Source organism: Curtobacterium sp. MCLR17_042, assembly GCF_003234695.1.
In the GTDB taxonomy this organism is placed as follows: Bacteria; Actinomycetota; Actinomycetes; order Actinomycetales; family Microbacteriaceae; genus Curtobacterium; species Curtobacterium flaccumfaciens.
Window position 1 is genome coordinate 95,633 of the sequence record NZ_QKTD01000001.1, and the last position, 15,013, is coordinate 110,645.

Sequence of the window (15,013 nt, forward strand, 5' to 3'; positions counted from 1 at the left end):
ATCAGAACGCTGCGAGCCAGCGCTCGAGCCATCGGACGGTCATCGACGTGTCCGCCCCAGCCGAACCGAGCTGCACGTTCACGCTGTTCATCCCCGGCCGGAGCGGAGCGAAGGTCGAAGTGGGTGAGATGTACGGCCACGCCACCTGTCCGCCGAGACGAGCAGAGCGGCGACGCGGATCTGTGACCAGGATCAGTTCCTGGCCGTCAGCGACCGACGACGTCATCGTCATGTTCGTCCCCGGGAAGCTGAGCTCCGCGATCGTCGCGGGACCATCGACGAAGACTTCCACCCACGCCGGCACGTCACCCTGCACCGCCATCTGCATGCCGTTACCGATCGTCACCGAAGCGGAAATCGACCGCGGCCACACGTTGTCGTCGGTGGATGAGAGGAACACTTCCCCGTCGGCGATGCCGTACGTGAACGACGTGTACTCCCGGGCGTGGAAGAACGGATCCACCGCGAGGAGCGTCAGCCCGAAGTTCTCGAACCGCGTCCCGCCAGCAGACCCACCATGCTCACCCGTCCACCCGTCCTTGTAGACGACGTCGAGGAGCCGTTCCCCGTTCAGGGACGACACCCCGAGGCGGAAGGTGCCCGTGTCGCCCACGTTCACCAGGTCCCACATCGGGGCGATCAGCCCGCGGAGCTCGGTCAGCTTCCCCATGAACTCCGCGTGGGACGTGTCGGAGGCGAACTTCAACGGCAGGAACACTTCCCGCTCGTCAACGTTCACCTCCTGCAACGACGACCCCGGCATGCCGGGAGTCTTGATCGTCACCACGTCCAGCGGGGGCAACTGCAGACCAGTCGCCCCCGCCTTCAGGATCCGGTCCACGTCAACGTTCAACGGGACCACGAGGGACCCGTCCATCGACTCGAGCCAGATCCGGCGTGTGTCTTCCCGCACGATGACGGGTGGGGTGGTGGGGAAGTCGGGCCCGGTGGGCCCGTTCCCGTCGAGGGTGTCGACGAACTCGTCCGCCGGCCCACCACCATCGATCGTGTCGGTGATGGTGAGCGACGGTGAGCCGCCGCTGATCAGTGTCGCCACAAGATGCCTCCGATCAACGGCCACCCGTCAGTACTTCGATCTCGTGCGTCTTCTGCATGAAGTCACGGAGCGTGACGTCGCGGCCCTCGTTGTGGAAGTGCGGCTCCCAGTGCTTGGTGCCGCCACCACCCTCGGTCGAGACGATCTCCCGCAGCGTCTGCATCGGCAGCGCCACCTCCGGGTCCCGGAGGTTGTTCTGCACCAGAGACAGCCCCTGCGGCAGCACCCCGCCCTTGTCGTACAGGGTGGGCGTCAACCCGCCGACAATGCCACCAGCTGCCATACCGCCAGCAGCCTTGCCGCCCTTGTACTCGAAGTGCCACGGCTCACGCTGCGCGAAGGACAGTCCCGTCGGGTACCAGCCGAACCGGGGACCGTTCGCACGCATCCACGCCTGCGATCCACCACCAACGTCAGCAGCAAGCCCGTACCCGTGGACCGACGTGCCAGGCGTCGCCGCAAGGTTCCCCCGGCCAGCCCGGTACGCGGAGTACCGCATCTGCTGGTTCGCGAGATCCCGGTACCCCTCCGTCAACGACAGGCCACCACCGAACGCCCGCTGCATCGCCTCCCACGCGACCGCAGCAGCCTTCCGGAGGTACCCGCCGATTGGGCCGACACCAGGACCGCCCGTGAACCCGGACACCTTCGACAGAGCCGACTTCGGCAGCTGCCCGTTCGCGCCCGACCCGCCGAAGTTCCCGACGTCGCCAGCGCCGCCCATGTTTTTCAGCACGGAGACAGCACCGGACAGGAGCTTGTTGCCCATGCCCGCTGCAGCGTCAACCATGCCGCCCGCGCCGGGGATGTTCCCGATCACGGACTTCACGAGCTTCCCGAGGGTCCCCATGGGATCGGACACCACCTGCGAAGCGGTCTCCGCAGCGTTCTTCGTCCAGTCCCACGCGGCGCCAGCGGCACCCTTGGTCCAGTTCCAGGCAGCCTTCGCACCGGACAGGAGCCCGTTGCCGTTGCCGCCATCCGAGCCGGAGCTCTTCTTGACGACGCCGCCCTTCGCGTACCCACCCTGCAGGAGGGACGCGAAGCCGACGCCCCGACGCCCAGCCGCGTTCGCAGCGAGGAACGCGCTGCGGTCGGCCGATGTGCGCAGGCCCTCGGAGACGAGGACACCCTCACCTTGGCGCATGGGGCGCAGGTGGTCGTCGCCGTTGCGCATCCGCGATCGTCCGGGGATGATGCCGCCGCCGGCGAACCCCTTGGGGAGCGAGATCGGGTCGATCTTCTTCGTCCCGAAGAACCCGGCGACCTTGTTGAAGTTGCCGATGAGTGCCTTGTTGATAACCGTTTCAACAACGAACCGGATCGGCAGCTTCGCGGCAGTCTTGATGGCCTCCCACGCCTTGCCGATGCTGTTCTTCATCACACCGAACGCAGCCGGGATCGTGACCTTCGCCACCGTTGCGAGCTTGTCGAACACCGGCTTCAGCCACGACCAGAGCGCACCGACCGCAACACGGATCCCGGTCATCGCCGGAGCGATGATCGAGCGGTTCAGCCAGGTGAACACCGGACCGAGCGTCCCGCGGATGTACGCGCTCGTGGCCGCGAAGATCACCCGCACTCGAGCCCACCAGGCTGACGTCACAGCGCTGATCGCTGCGAACGCGATCCGCACGATGCTGCTGACCCAGGTGAACGCGGCGCCGAGCGTGCCGCGGAGGAAAACGACCGCGATGTTGAACACGGTGGAGGTCAAGCCCCACCACCAACGGACGCCTGCCACGATCGCCGCGAACGCGACCTTCGCGACCTGCGCCACGAAGTTGAACACCGGCGCGAGGGCGAACTTCACCATCGCGATGACGAGGTCGAAGATCGCGGAGATCGTGTTCCCGAACCAGCCCGCGACTGCAGCGATGCCGCGGAACACGGGCATGGTGACGTTCTGCCACCACCAAGTGAACACGGCTCCGACCGCGCGGACCACGGTCATAATGCCCGAGAAGACCGGCTTCAGGACCGTGTTCCACACCCACATCGCGGCCGTCCCGATGCCGGTCAGCGCCGGCACGAACACGGTCTTCCACAGCCACATGGCTGCTGCGCCGACTGCCTTCGCACCGACCTGGATTCCGGTCCAGACGGCGTCGACCGCAGTCTTGAACCAGCCGAGGTTCTTGTACGCCCAGATGACACCGGCGACCAGCGCTGCGAGGGCAGCGATGGCCGCGACGATCGCCACGACTACCAGGCCGATCGGGTTCGCGAGCAGTGCTGCGTTGTACGCCCACTGCGCCGCGGTAGCGACGGCGACGGCACCGCGCCACAGCCCGAAGACCGCGACTCCTGCCTTGCCCGCCAGCCCCTGAGCCTGCGTTGCTGCTGCAGCCCCGTACGAGGCGAGCGCGAACCCTTCCTGTGCGCGCTTGGCGATCAGGGTTGCCGCGGTGACGGCGCCGATGATCCCGGGGATTACCTGCATCGACCAATACGCGGCGACGAGGAACCCGACAGCACCAGCGACGAGGCCGACGACGATCTCGTGCTCCCGGAGGAACCCGGTGACCGCCAGCAGCGTGGGACCGATGAACCGGAGCACTGCGGCTGCAGCGCGGAACGCGAGGAGGAATGCCCCACCGATGATCGCGGCGACCGGGCCGATCGCGACCAGCAGGTTCTTGAACGACGGCACGAGAGCAGTCGTCACGAACGTCCGCACGTCGTTCAACGCATCGATGACGACCTGCCGTGCGGCGAGGATCGCTTTCACCTGAGGCGAGTCCGGGACGAAGTTCGTGGTCGCCGTCAGACCCAGCGACACCTTCCCGGTGAAGGCAAGCTTGCCAAGGCCGCCCATCAGGTCAAGGAAGTTCGTGACCTTGCTACCGGCGCCGTCGAGGCCCTTCGCAGCACCGTTCGCGATGCCCTCGAGGGCAGGGGTCACGGTCTGGTAGATGCCGAGTGCGACGTCTTCAAGCTGCGACTGCAGCTTGTCCATCGCGCCGCCGAGACCCTTCATCTTCGACTGCGCGACCGCAGCTGCGCCGCCCTGACGGGTCACCGCGCCGGCCATGCTGTCGAAGTTCGTGGCACCGGTCTTCGCGAGGGCGGCGACCGCGGCGAGCGGCTCACGGCCGAACGCGAGGACCGCCTGGGACGCGAAGTCCTCCTGCGTCATCACCTTGCGCGCTTCGGAGAGCTGCTCGATGACGGTGCGGAGACCGACGAAGCGGCCTTCCTGGTCGAAGACGGACAGGTTCAGCGAGTCGACGGCCTTCTGCGCCTGCTTCGACGGCCGCGCGAGGGACGCGAGCATGCCGCGGAGGGCAGTACCTGCCGTGTCGCCCTTCAAGCCGTTGTTCGCGAGGATGCCGATCGCCGACGCAGTGTCGGAGATGCTGATGCCGAGGGTGTTCGCGACGGGGCCGACGTACTTCATCGACAGGGCGATGTCGTCGACACCACCGGCCGCAGCGTTCGCGGTGTTCGCGAGGACGTCGGCGACCATCGCAGCGTCCTTCGCCGCGAGCCCGAACTGGTTGAGGGAGTTCGCCTGGATCTCCGCAGCACGACCGCCCGACACCTGCGCGGCAGCAGCGAGCTGGATCGTGCCCTTCGCCGCTTCCATCGCGTCACGGGCAGAGAGACCGCCCTTGGCGAGCTCGAGCATGATGTCCGCAGCGTCCTTGCCGGACGTCGCGGGGAGGGTGAGGTCGGAACCCAACTCGCGGGCAGTGCGCCCGACTTCGATCATCTGCTTGCCGGTGAGGTTCGCGACGGCCTGCAGCTCGTTCATCGTCGCCGTGTACTCGTTGCCGAGCTTGATGACCTGCCCAGCGCCGATGATCGCGCCGAACCCGGCAGCCATCCCCGCGAGCGGCTTCAGTGTTGCCAGAGCCGTGGCCGCGACGTTCTTCGCGCCAGCAGCGACCTTCCCCAGCCCAGAGGACAAGGGAGCGCCGGCCGCGGCGAGCTTCGAGAACCGTCCCGTCATCAACGCGGACTGCTTCGACGCCTGACCCTGCGCTGCCGACAGCTGCCCAGTGACGGCCTTCTGCTCGTTGAACGCAGCCTTCAGCTGGTCCTCGACGGCGACGACCTTCATGCCGGCGGTCTGCTGCTTGCCGCGCGCGGACGTGAGCTGCTGTTCGGCCTTCAACGCCTGCGACGACGACGCCGCGTACTTCTTCCGCTGTTCAGCGAGACGAGCCTCAGCCGCCTGCACACCGACGGCGGCGGCCTTCTCCTCCGAACGCGCCTTCGCGATCGCGACCTTCTCGGCCTGCACGACCTTCGCGGCACGCTTCGACGCGACCTCGAGCTCCTGCACGAGCGTCTTCGCCGCGGACGTGGAACCGCCAGCCGCGACACCAGCGGAGAACTGCCGGCCAGCAGACAGGCCCGCAACTTTCGCCGCGGTGCCTGCCTGCTTCGTCATCGTCGACGCGAACTTCGACATCGAGGGGAGCACATCGAGCCATACAGCGGAACCGGCCACGAGGCACTCCAATGTCTAGTTGTTCGCGAACCAGCCGTCAGCGACTTCCTGCATCTCCACGAGCTGCCGCTCGTCGAGTTCCTGTTCCGCCGCGTCCCGCACGTCACGCCCATCAAGAGGAGACGGCAGGTAGTCGGGTTTCTTCGGTCGCTTCTCACCCGCGAGGAACGCCTCGATCAGCGCCAACTGGGCGCGCAGCACCGAGTTCGTGTCGCGGCTGATCCAGTCGCCGTCCGCCCAGTCGTTCTCCCGCACGGCACGGTGGAACGCCGAATCGGGGGGTAGAGCCTCGACCAGGCCACGCAACTGCCACACCGAGATGCGGCCGCGGAGGAACTCACGCAGCACATCCCGGCCGCCGTACGTGGCCTGCAACGCTGCATCGCCGGAACGGAGGTGATCCCCGAACAGTTGCAGCATCGCCTCGGTGCGGACCTGCACAGCGACGGGGTGCGTCGCCGGCAGGTCCGCGATCTCGAGGTCGAACTCGTCGAGGTCTACCCCCGTCAGTTTCCCTGCGAGTCCTTCAGGTCCTGACCGACCGCGATCATGACGAGGTTGATGCCCTCATCGGTCCCGCCGGCCTCGATGAACCGTTCGTACTGCTCGTCGCCGAGGAGGATGCGGCCCTGCGCGGAGTCGTCCTCGTCGTCGGCGCCCTTCAGCGCCTTCTTGGTGTCGTTGTCGTAGAAGTACGGGTGGGGCAGGTAGAACGCCTCGCCACCCTCTTCCACGAAGATCTCGATCGTGTCGCCACCGACGGACTCTTCGACCTTCCGCCGAGCGGCGGCGAGGGTGTACGACGTGCGACGGTTCTTGTCAGCCTTGCTGGTCATGCGGGTCTCCTAGTGAGCTTGGTGAGCTCGTGAGCAGGGGTAACAGGTGGCGGCGGCGCAGCTCACCAAACGACGCCGCCACCTGGTCTTGGGGGGAAGGGTCAGCCGCCGGAGACGACGACGCCGGTCGCGGCGGTCTGCGCCTCCGTGTACGACTTCCCGATCACCGGGTCGCGGTAGATCGTGAACGTCCGGTTCACTTCCTCGACGTCGGAGTTGTTGATCGCTCGGTCGTCCATGTCGGTGACCTTGATCCGGTACGCCGCCTCGACGCGGTACACAGCTCCGTCACCGACGCCGTCCTGCGCGAGCGTGATCGCCCGGTAGTAGGCGTCACCGGAGTCGGGGTCCTCGTCGAAGATCCACGCCGCGTTCTTGTCCGACGGCCACTCCGACACGGGCTTGCCGTAGGCCAGCGCCTTGGTCCACCCGTTCGTCTCACCGAACGCCACCTGGAAGGTGTGCGACTTCGACGTGTTGTCGGACCGGACCGGCTCGAGGTCCTGCAGCATGTTCGTCTCGTCGACCGACAGGTCGTACGAGTGCGAGATGCCGTCGGTCGTGATGAACCCCATGTTCTTGTACCCGGTGGGGAGCGCGATCGGCTTCCCATCGGTACCGAAGAACGCCTCGGGGACGTCGGCGGAGTAGTCCGCGATGGCGAGGATGACCCTGCGCCACTTGTGGATGTTGCGGTTGTCGTTGACCATCTGGTCGACCACGTCAGGCATGCGTTCTCCTTGAACGACAAAGCCGCCCGACGTGCGGACGGCTGAATGGGTGATGAGTGTTGGTGAGCGGCCTATTGGGGGCGCGCGTCGAGCTCGTACGTGCCGACAGCACGACGCAGCGCCGCATTCGAGTACGCGACATTCCCGAACGAGTCGGACTCGCGGACCTGGTCGAACAGGTTGCAGAGGACCATCGCGACTTCGACTTTCTGGACGAGATCCCACACAGCGCCGCGGGTCTTCGCGAACACCGTCAGGTCGACGTGGAACGTCTTCTCGTAGTCGCGGCCGAACCCGCCAGGGATCCGCTCCACGACGATGCACGGTGCCACGGTCTCGAGGTTCGACGGGGTCTCCGTGTACGTCGCAGCGCCCGTCTCCTGCTTCAAGTAGGCGAGGAGCACACGCTCCACGTTGGGCCACACCCCGTACACGTTCATGCGCCCATCGCTCTCCGCAGGATCGCCTGCTTCGACACACCCACGTCGCCGTGCTCCACCGCGGTCGCGTCAGCAGACGTCGCGATCACACGAGCGAACGGACGCTTGTACCCGCCGTTCGCCTTCGCTCCAGGACGAGTGCCCTCCTCCACACGTAGGGAGTCACCGAACTGCTTCGCACCAGCCGAGTACGCCAGCCGTTGAGCGCGCGGCAGGATCCGGTCCGCCTTGTCGCGCATCGCCTTCCGCACCGCAGGGTTCCGGACCGCCTGATCGATGATCCCCCGGCCGATGACGACCTTCGGCATCGTCTATGCCCGCCCCGTGACCCAGCGCCGAAGGAGGTTCGGCTCAGGGGGAAGGTTGTGGCCCCGCTCCCAGTCGATCCAAACGGCGATCGGCCCGATGCCGAGCCTGGTCGCCTGGCGCGTGTAAAGGTGGTCGAGGAACACCGGCTTGCGGATCCGCTCCGACGCTCGCCACGACCAGGTGCGGCCAGTGAGCCAGGAAACATGTCGTCCGATCGTCCGCCAGCGGACACCTTTCGGCTCGGACATCAGCTGACCGCCTGCTTCACGTACTCGAAGTCCGCGATGACCGCCAGCTTCTCCGGCTTCGTCTTCGCCCCCGACAGGTCGATGCCGCGCTTGTCAGCCCACGCGTCGATCTCTGCGACCGTCCACACCTCCGACGGAACCGTCTCCACCACAGGAATGTGCTTCGGCTCCACCAACCCCAGACGCACCGCATCCTCGAGCCGGTACTCGTTGCCGTTCACGCTGATCTTGTCCGACATCCGTCAGCCCTTCGTCTCGGTGATCACGAACTCCGTGTGCGGGAGCACGTTCCAGTACGTCTGCGGCCGGCCATCGACGTAGTACGTCTGACCGCGCCAGATGACCGTGTCCGCAGCCTGGATCCAGTCCTGCGGTTCACGGGTCGACACCATCCACCGTGAGGTGACGATGTCGTTCTGCCCGAGAGATTCCTTCGTCCCCACGGGCTGCACGTTGCAGCCGTCGATGTCGTGGTTGATGACCGTCTTGGTGGGCACGCCGTCCTCGTCAGGCGCACCCTCGGTGATGCGCTGCACGGTGACCGTGTCGCGGTGCAGCATGTTCGCGAGGATCACCAGTGGTCACCGCCGATGCGGTACCGGGCGACCGCTCGAGCCCACTGCGACGTCGTCCCGACAGTCGCAGCAGCCGCCATCGCGACCTGCTCCTGCCCCGACGTGAACTGCGACAACCACGGCGACGCCTCGGAGATCGACGCAGCCTGGTCCAAGACCACTTCCTGCACGTCACCCGGGACGTCGGCGAAGCCATGCGTGTACACGACCTCGACCGACCGCCACACATCGGGGAACCGTGCGGGGAGGCGGAGCAGACCAGCAGCCGACCACTCAGGGTCAAGCACTGTCTGCCCCGCCACCGTCAAACTCGCGACAGACACAACCGGCCACACCGGAAGCCGGAGCACCCGGGCACCCGCCCCGTCGAGAACGATCGTGTCGTCCTCGACGAGGCTGATGGGGTTCCGGGTCTGACCGCGGAACCGCTCCGACGCCATACGCAGCGCCAGAGCGATCCCCGGGTCACTCGCCGGTTTGCCGAGCCTTGCCGCGAGATCGGCTGGATCGGCCAGCGGGGGCAGCGTCGTCTCCTGCAGAGTCACGTCCTGCCTCCTCCACACCGCGTGCCTTGTTGTGCACCAGACCGAGACGGTTCGCGTCTTCGATCCGATACCGGATCCCGTTGATGACGACCATCCCGCCCGTCATCAGCCGGCCGCCACCGTGCCGAGCTCGACGAGGGCGAGGTGCGCCGGCTTGTAGATGACCTGCGCGGCACGCAGCTCCGCACGCACGTACACGAGGTTGCGTCGTGCGTAGTCGGCGTGCTGGTTGAACGCGACCACGGACAGCGCTTCACGCTCGAGGACGTTGATCGTCGACAGGTCACCGACGAGCGCGGTGCCCTCCGGGATCGCCTGCGCGGTCACGTACGGACGGCCCCACAGAGTGCGGGGACCAGCACCGAACGGACCGTTGCCGTAGAAGCGCTGGTTCCCGTCCTGCATGAGATCCAGCACCTCAGCGTCGGCCGGGTTGAGGACGATGCCGGTGACCTGTGCTCCGACCTCGTCGAGGGCGGTGAGCGCCTTGCGGATCGACACGGGGATCTTGACCGGGTCGGTGCCAGCAGCGGCGATCTGCTGGATGCCGGTGGTGTTCAGGATGCCCGTGGGCTGGCCTGCAGCACCCGTGCCGTTGAGGAGGTAGTTCTCGATCACGGCCCGGATGTTGTACGCGAGCTGCCCGTTCAGGTAGGACGCGAACGCACCCGCGTCGGCGAGGAGCTCGTTCGTGACGGTGTAGCCGTCGGCGTAGGTGAACACCTTGCCGGTGGCGATGGCGGTCGACAGGTCGGACAGGGGCTTCAGAGCAGACGCGGGGTCCGTCGGCAGGATCTCGTCCTTGACGATGCCCGCGTTGCGGAGCACCGAGGTGATCTGCACGTAGTCGAAGCTGTTGCCGGTGATCGACCCGGTCGAGATCAGGTCGAGCAGCGTCAGGGGACGCTGGTACGTCAGGTCCACCTGCGGCAGACGCGTGGGCTGCAGACGGCCCACGGCGACGGAGAGGGGGTTCGGGTCGGCCTTCAGACCGCGACCCTTCGCCCCGACGGTGACCTTCGGCAGCTGGATCAGCGACCCCTCACCGAACCCGCCCGGGTTCGACTTGATGAGCTGCTGGTACGGCGCCGACTCCGTGTACGCCTCACCGAACGACTTGAAGCCGTCGGGCTGATCCTCGGCCGGCTTCGGCTCGTCGTCGGACTTCGCCGGCGACGTGGACGCGAGGAGCGTCTTCATGTTCGACTGCGCGTCGTCCGCGGCCTTCACCTGCACGGTGAGCTCGTCGGCCTGCGACTTCAGCTCACCGATCTTGGTGATCTCGTCCGCCGTGAACTCACGGTCCTCGGACTTCGCCAGATCGGCGATGCTCTTCGCTTCGGCCAGGACGGCCGCGAGCTTCTCTCGGAGCGTCTTCATCGTTCCTCCATCAGGATCAGTTCTGCTGCGGTCGCCCAGGCCGCCACTTGGGCATGAGTAAGGCCCGCCGATTTCGACGGGCCTGACGGTTCCCCATCCTGGGGAGGTGAGCTTTCCGGCGGGGCGCCGGAAGATTCGGTGGGGTCGGGCGGAACCTCGACGTTGGGTGTCGGCTCCACCTCCCGAGGGTCGGCGGCAAGTTCCTCACGCACGATGCGGCGGATGTCCTCGTCTGACTTCGTCCCGAGCAGCTGCGTCTCCGGGTTCATGCCTTTGAGCGTCGGCCCGAACTCGATCAGGTTCAGCTTCCGGAGCTCGAAGAACTCGTCCTCGTCCTGCGTGACGTAGCCACCATCGACGACGTCGTACCCGAAGGAGAACTCCTTCACCCGACGCTGCTTCAGCAGCTTGTACGTCTGCAGCGCCGTCGGGTTCTCGAGGTCCAGCTGCGCGGTCACGAGGAGACCGTCAGCGGTCTCCGCAGCGGACAGGCTCCACCCGATGTGCGCGAACGGATCCGACCACTGGTGCGACCAGATCGCGGGGATCGCGTCACCCGACGCCGCCCAGTCGCGCAGCGACTCGGCGAACGCACCCGGGACGATGACGTCTCCGCCGTGGTCCTTGTTGCCGAACACCGCGACGAGTGCCGTGAACTGACCGTCGCCGAGGCCGTCAGCGGTGCCGACGGCCTTCACGTTGGCGTTGAAGCTCTTCGTCTTCATGCGCTTGCCTCCAACTGCCCGGTCGCCCAGAGCACTTCCATCGCCTGCTTCGGATCCAGCCCCTTGCTGCGGAGCAGGTCGTACGCCTTCGCAACTTCCGGGGTCGCATCACCCGGGGACGCCTGCGGGCCACCACCACGGACCACGTTCAGCGGTGTGATGATGTCGTCGCCGCCCTCGATCGCCGGCCGGTTGTCCATCGCCCGGGCTTCGTTGATCGTCAACCACGGACCACCAGTCGCGGTCGACATGATCGCCGCGGACTCCTCGAACGACCCGCGCAGCTTCGCGCCGAGGTCGAACTCGACGTACAGCGACTCGTCGCCACCGTTGAGGAGAGGAGTGATGTGCGCGTTGAACGCCTGCTCGAACTGCACGAAGTGCGGGCCCAGAGCATCGCGGTACAGCGACTGCCGGAACGCCTCCATGTTGGAGTAGTTCCCCTGCCGCGAACCGATCATCTCCGGAGGGATGTGGTACGCCGAAGCAACCTCGATGTCGGTGAGGGTGCGCCCCTCGACCTCCTGCATGTCCTTCGGCGAGAAGATGTCGACCTTTTTGACGTCCGCGCCGATCGGCAGGACAGGCATCTTGCCCTCACTGCCACCACCGTCGGACCAGTTCGACATCTCCGCCTCGAGGCGCTGTCGTGCTGCCGAGTCGAGAGGTTCTACGTCGGGCACCACGGCCTGCGTGACAACTGCCGGGAATCGGGCGCCCTTCTTGTGAATCGCGCTCCGGTACTTCACGGACTCGGTGTACTCGTCGAGGATGTGCCGCAACGTCTCGATCGGGGGAGTGCCGTTCCCGGACCCGTACCCGCGGTCGAAGAACAGCCCGTCAAGGCTGATGTGCTTCGGCTTCCCATCACCCACGTACAGGTCGACCCCGTCAACGAGCGACGTGCCCGTGAACGTGAACCGCCACGACTGCGCCGGCCAGTGCTGCAGCACCACGCCAGCTCGCGAGTCAGCGGACGGCACCAGCTGCGCCATGAACCGGTCGTAGACCAGGAAGTCACACAGCAGGGTGTGCCAGAACCGGTACTGGGTCAGGTGCTTCTGGGGCTCCCGGATTAGCTCCGCAAGGGGCCCATCCGTGACCCGCTTCCGGTCAGTGTCCCCGTCACGGCGGTACACCTTCATCGGAGTGGACGCGATCTTCGTCGCGATGAAGTCGACGACCTTCCGCACCGACGGCTGCGACTGCCAGATCGAGTACGCCGACTGCGCGTAGTCCGTCAGCGGGATCCCCGGGTCAGCGACGATCGACCGGCCGTCGTACCGCCACGGCGTCGACAGGGACGGGAACTCCGCGAGGATCTGCCCGTTCGACTGGTCCGACGACTTCTTGAAGAACAGGCTCACGTCATCCTCCAAGCGATCAGGAACAGGGCCACACCCGCGACGACGAGCGCCGCCGGCCAGTACACGGCTGCGACGCCCGCGGTGATGAGCAGCACCCCGAGGATCTCGAGGAGGATCACGACAGCTGCACGAGTCATCACGCCACCTCCGAGGTGCCGAACACGCTTGCGTCCGGATCGTTGTACGGGTTCTTCTTCTTCGGCTTCGTGACCAGAGCTTCGGACAGTGCGTTCATGGCCGCCGCGACACCATCGATCTTGTCGCGCGAGTCGGCTTTGTTCGGCTTGACGTTGTCGTTCGCGTCCCGGTCAACCGACAGGTTGTCGACGTTCCACCGCAGCACTGGGTTCTTCCCAGCACGGAAGAGAGGCTTCTCGACCGTTCCCTTCAACAGCAGACGCTGCAACTCCTTCATGGGAGGGGAGAGCCGCCGGAAGTCCTGGTACACGCGCACCAAGTTGTTGACGCCGCTCGCTTGCAGGCTGTTGACCATCTGGGTCGCGTTCCACGGGTCGAAGCCGATGGACACGACGTCGAAGACTTCGAGATCCTTCTCGATCTGCGCCTGCACGTACGCGTAGTCCGTGACGTTCCCGGGTGTCGTGGTCAGCCATCCCTGACGGACCCACGCCGATGCGTTACCAGCCGTCCGCTTGTCGAGCGCCGCGAGGCCACCCTCCGGGATCCAGAATCGAGCAAGCACGTCATAGCCAGTCGCGTCAGGGAACAGCAGCACCCAGGCAGTGAGGTCAGACGTGGATGCAAGGTCCCAACCGCCGAACGCCTTGCGCCCTGCCAGCTTCGCCTCGTCAACCGGCTGATCGTTCCGGTCCCACGAGTCCAGCGTCAGGTACCGCGACTCCTGCTTCGTCCGGATACCGAGGTGCAGCCGCAAGAAGTCGCCGAGCTCCGCAGGGGAGTTCTTCGCCTTCAGCGCCGCGCTCTCGAGCTGCTTGCGGGACGGGCTGATGCCGTACCCCGGGTTCGCCTTCCGCTGGGTCTCGGGTGCGAACGGGTCGTCCTCTTCGTCAGCGCCCCAGATGGCGCCGTACCAGGAGTGGTCCTCGATCGTCCCCGCAGCGAGCTTCTCGACGTACAGCCGCGTCTCGTCGTAAATCGTCCCCGACTTCGACGCGTCCGGCGTCGTGATCCGGATGCCCAACGGCTGCGTCCGCGAACCGCGGCCAGTCTCGAGCGTCCGAACCAAGTCCGGCGTCTTGTGGACGTGGAGCTCATCGACGATGAAGCAGTGCAAGTTCGCGCCGTGCTGCGCATCAGCAGCCGACGAGATGACCTCGATGTACGACCCCGACTTCGGGTGCACGATCCGCTTCTGGTGCGCCTTGAACCGACCAGCAAGCGCCGGCGTCTTCTCCACCAACTGCTTGATCGGCCCGAACACGAACCCCGCCTGACGTTCCGTCGAAGCGGCCGTCACAACCTGACCGCCCGACTCACCGTCAGCGCCGGTCATGTAGACGGCGATGCCACCTGCGAGAGTCGACTTCCCGTTCTTGCGGGGCACGTCGACCATCACGTCACGGATTATCCGCACCATCGCGAGCGCGTCCTCATCCCACTGCACCCACCCGAACACCGGCGCGATCACGTACGCGATCTGCCACGGGTCAGGATCCAGCGGCTTCCCCGCCCACTTCCCCTGCGTGTGCCGCAGGAGGTGAAACGTCTTCAGCACCTTGTCGACCCGCTCCGGGTCGAACTGTGCACCCTCAACCTCACGCGGCTCAGGAGTCTTGAACTTCGGCGGGATCTCCGGCAACGGGTAGCCGCGGTCCTGCAAGTACCAGGCGACCTCCGGAGAGAGCTTCAGCCGCTCGAGGTCCGCCTCGTCCAGGGCGTCAGAACGGGTTGTCGTCTTCCCCATCGTCGGACTCCTTCGCCAAGCTCTGCTCCGAGCTCGGCGTCAGTCCAAACTCCCGTGCCAGCAGCTGCAGCCGATGCCCCGCATTCCGCCTGATCGCAACCGCCGGATGCGGGATCTCACCCTGCTTCGCCTCGATCGTCAACGACCCATGCTCCTGCAGAGCCAACGTCGCAGCCTTGAACTCCGACCACGTCTCGCAGTACGTCGCCAGAACCGCCCGATCCTCCGCCTTCACGATGTCAAGACGGGTGAGTTCCGGAACCACACGGTTCCACTCAGCGACCGCCTCATCCGACAACCACTCAGGAGCCGACGGAGGCACCCGCTTGAACGCCGGAGCATCCACAACCTTCCGACCACCACTGTCACGACCATTCCCACGACCCTCAACGAGACGCAGAGCCGCCGGCTTCGCAGCACGAGGCATCGGAGACCCCCTAGTCGTCGAAGTGAGAC

At 66.2% G+C, this 15,013-nt stretch carries 16 protein-coding genes; all 16 read right to left on the reverse strand.

Annotated elements, in window-relative coordinates; genetic code table 11:
* Position 1: 1 nt before the first annotated feature.
* Entirely contained in the window at positions 2-1,057 is a 1,056-nt protein-coding gene (locus tag DEJ02_RS00465) for a hypothetical protein (RefSeq protein ID WP_111031633.1), read from the reverse strand.
* Positions 1,058-1,070: 13 nt separating this feature from the next.
* Positions 1,071-5,477: a phage tail tape measure protein gene (locus DEJ02_RS00470; RefSeq protein WP_111031634.1), complete on the reverse strand. Its 4,407-nt coding sequence runs from the start codon at positions 5,475-5,477 to the stop codon at positions 1,071-1,073.
* Positions 5,478-5,531: 54 nt separating this feature from the next.
* Positions 5,532-5,957 (reverse strand): hypothetical protein, encoded by a 426-nt coding sequence (locus DEJ02_RS00475; RefSeq protein WP_111031635.1) that lies wholly within the window; start codon positions 5,955-5,957, stop codon positions 5,532-5,534.
* 65 nt (positions 5,958-6,022) lie between these two features.
* Positions 6,023-6,352 (reverse strand): hypothetical protein, encoded by a 330-nt coding sequence (locus DEJ02_RS00480; protein WP_111031636.1) that lies wholly within the window; start codon positions 6,350-6,352, stop codon positions 6,023-6,025.
* A gap of 101 nt (positions 6,353-6,453) precedes the next feature.
* A complete protein-coding gene (locus DEJ02_RS00485; protein WP_111031637.1) occupies positions 6,454-7,083 on the reverse strand; it encodes a hypothetical protein in 630 nt (209 codons plus the stop codon).
* A 71-nt stretch (positions 7,084-7,154) separates the two neighbouring features.
* Entirely contained in the window at positions 7,155-7,523 is a 369-nt protein-coding gene (locus DEJ02_RS00490) for a hypothetical protein (RefSeq protein ID WP_111031638.1), read from the reverse strand.
* Entirely contained in the window at positions 7,520-7,831 is a 312-nt protein-coding gene (locus DEJ02_RS00495; RefSeq protein WP_111031639.1) for a hypothetical protein, read from the reverse strand. The genes DEJ02_RS00490 and DEJ02_RS00495 overlap by 4 nt, the downstream gene beginning before the upstream one ends.
* Before the next feature lie 248 nt (positions 7,832-8,079).
* Complete coding sequence (locus DEJ02_RS00500) at positions 8,080-8,319, reverse strand: hypothetical protein (RefSeq protein ID WP_111031640.1); 240 nt, start codon at positions 8,317-8,319, stop codon at positions 8,080-8,082.
* A gap of 3 nt (positions 8,320-8,322) precedes the next feature.
* The gene (locus tag DEJ02_RS00505) at positions 8,323-8,640 is read right to left on the reverse strand and encodes a hypothetical protein (protein ID WP_146249192.1); all 318 of its coding nucleotides are present in this window, start codon (positions 8,638-8,640) and stop codon (positions 8,323-8,325) included.
* 11 nt (positions 8,641-8,651) lie between these two features.
* A complete protein-coding gene (locus DEJ02_RS18375; RefSeq protein WP_181440235.1) occupies positions 8,652-9,200 on the reverse strand; it encodes a mobile element protein in 549 nt (182 codons plus the stop codon).
* 105 nt (positions 9,201-9,305) lie between these two features.
* Positions 9,306-10,580: a phage major capsid protein gene (locus tag DEJ02_RS00515; protein ID WP_111031643.1), complete on the reverse strand. Its 1,275-nt coding sequence runs from the start codon at positions 10,578-10,580 to the stop codon at positions 9,306-9,308.
* Positions 10,577-11,305, reverse strand: a complete 729-nt coding sequence (locus DEJ02_RS00520) for an HK97 family phage prohead protease (RefSeq protein ID WP_111031644.1) — start codon at positions 11,303-11,305, stop codon at positions 10,577-10,579. The genes DEJ02_RS00515 and DEJ02_RS00520 overlap by 4 nt, the downstream gene beginning before the upstream one ends.
* Positions 11,302-12,672, reverse strand: coding sequence for a phage portal protein (locus DEJ02_RS00525; protein WP_181440236.1), 1,371 nt, complete (start codon positions 12,670-12,672; stop codon positions 11,302-11,304). Before DEJ02_RS00525 ends, DEJ02_RS00520 begins: the two co-directional genes overlap by 4 nt.
* Positions 12,669-12,809, reverse strand: coding sequence for a hypothetical protein (locus DEJ02_RS18380; protein WP_181435910.1), 141 nt, complete (start codon positions 12,807-12,809; stop codon positions 12,669-12,671). The genes DEJ02_RS00525 and DEJ02_RS18380 overlap by 4 nt, the downstream gene beginning before the upstream one ends.
* Entirely contained in the window at positions 12,809-14,557 is a 1,749-nt protein-coding gene (locus tag DEJ02_RS00530) for a terminase large subunit (RefSeq protein WP_111031646.1), read from the reverse strand. Before DEJ02_RS00530 ends, DEJ02_RS18380 begins: the two co-directional genes overlap by 1 nt.
* On the reverse strand, positions 14,532-14,984 hold the full coding sequence (locus DEJ02_RS00535) for a phage terminase small subunit P27 family (protein WP_111031647.1): 453 nt from the start codon (positions 14,982-14,984) through the stop codon (positions 14,532-14,534). Before DEJ02_RS00535 ends, DEJ02_RS00530 begins: the two co-directional genes overlap by 26 nt.
* Positions 14,985-15,013: the final 29 nt, after the last annotated feature.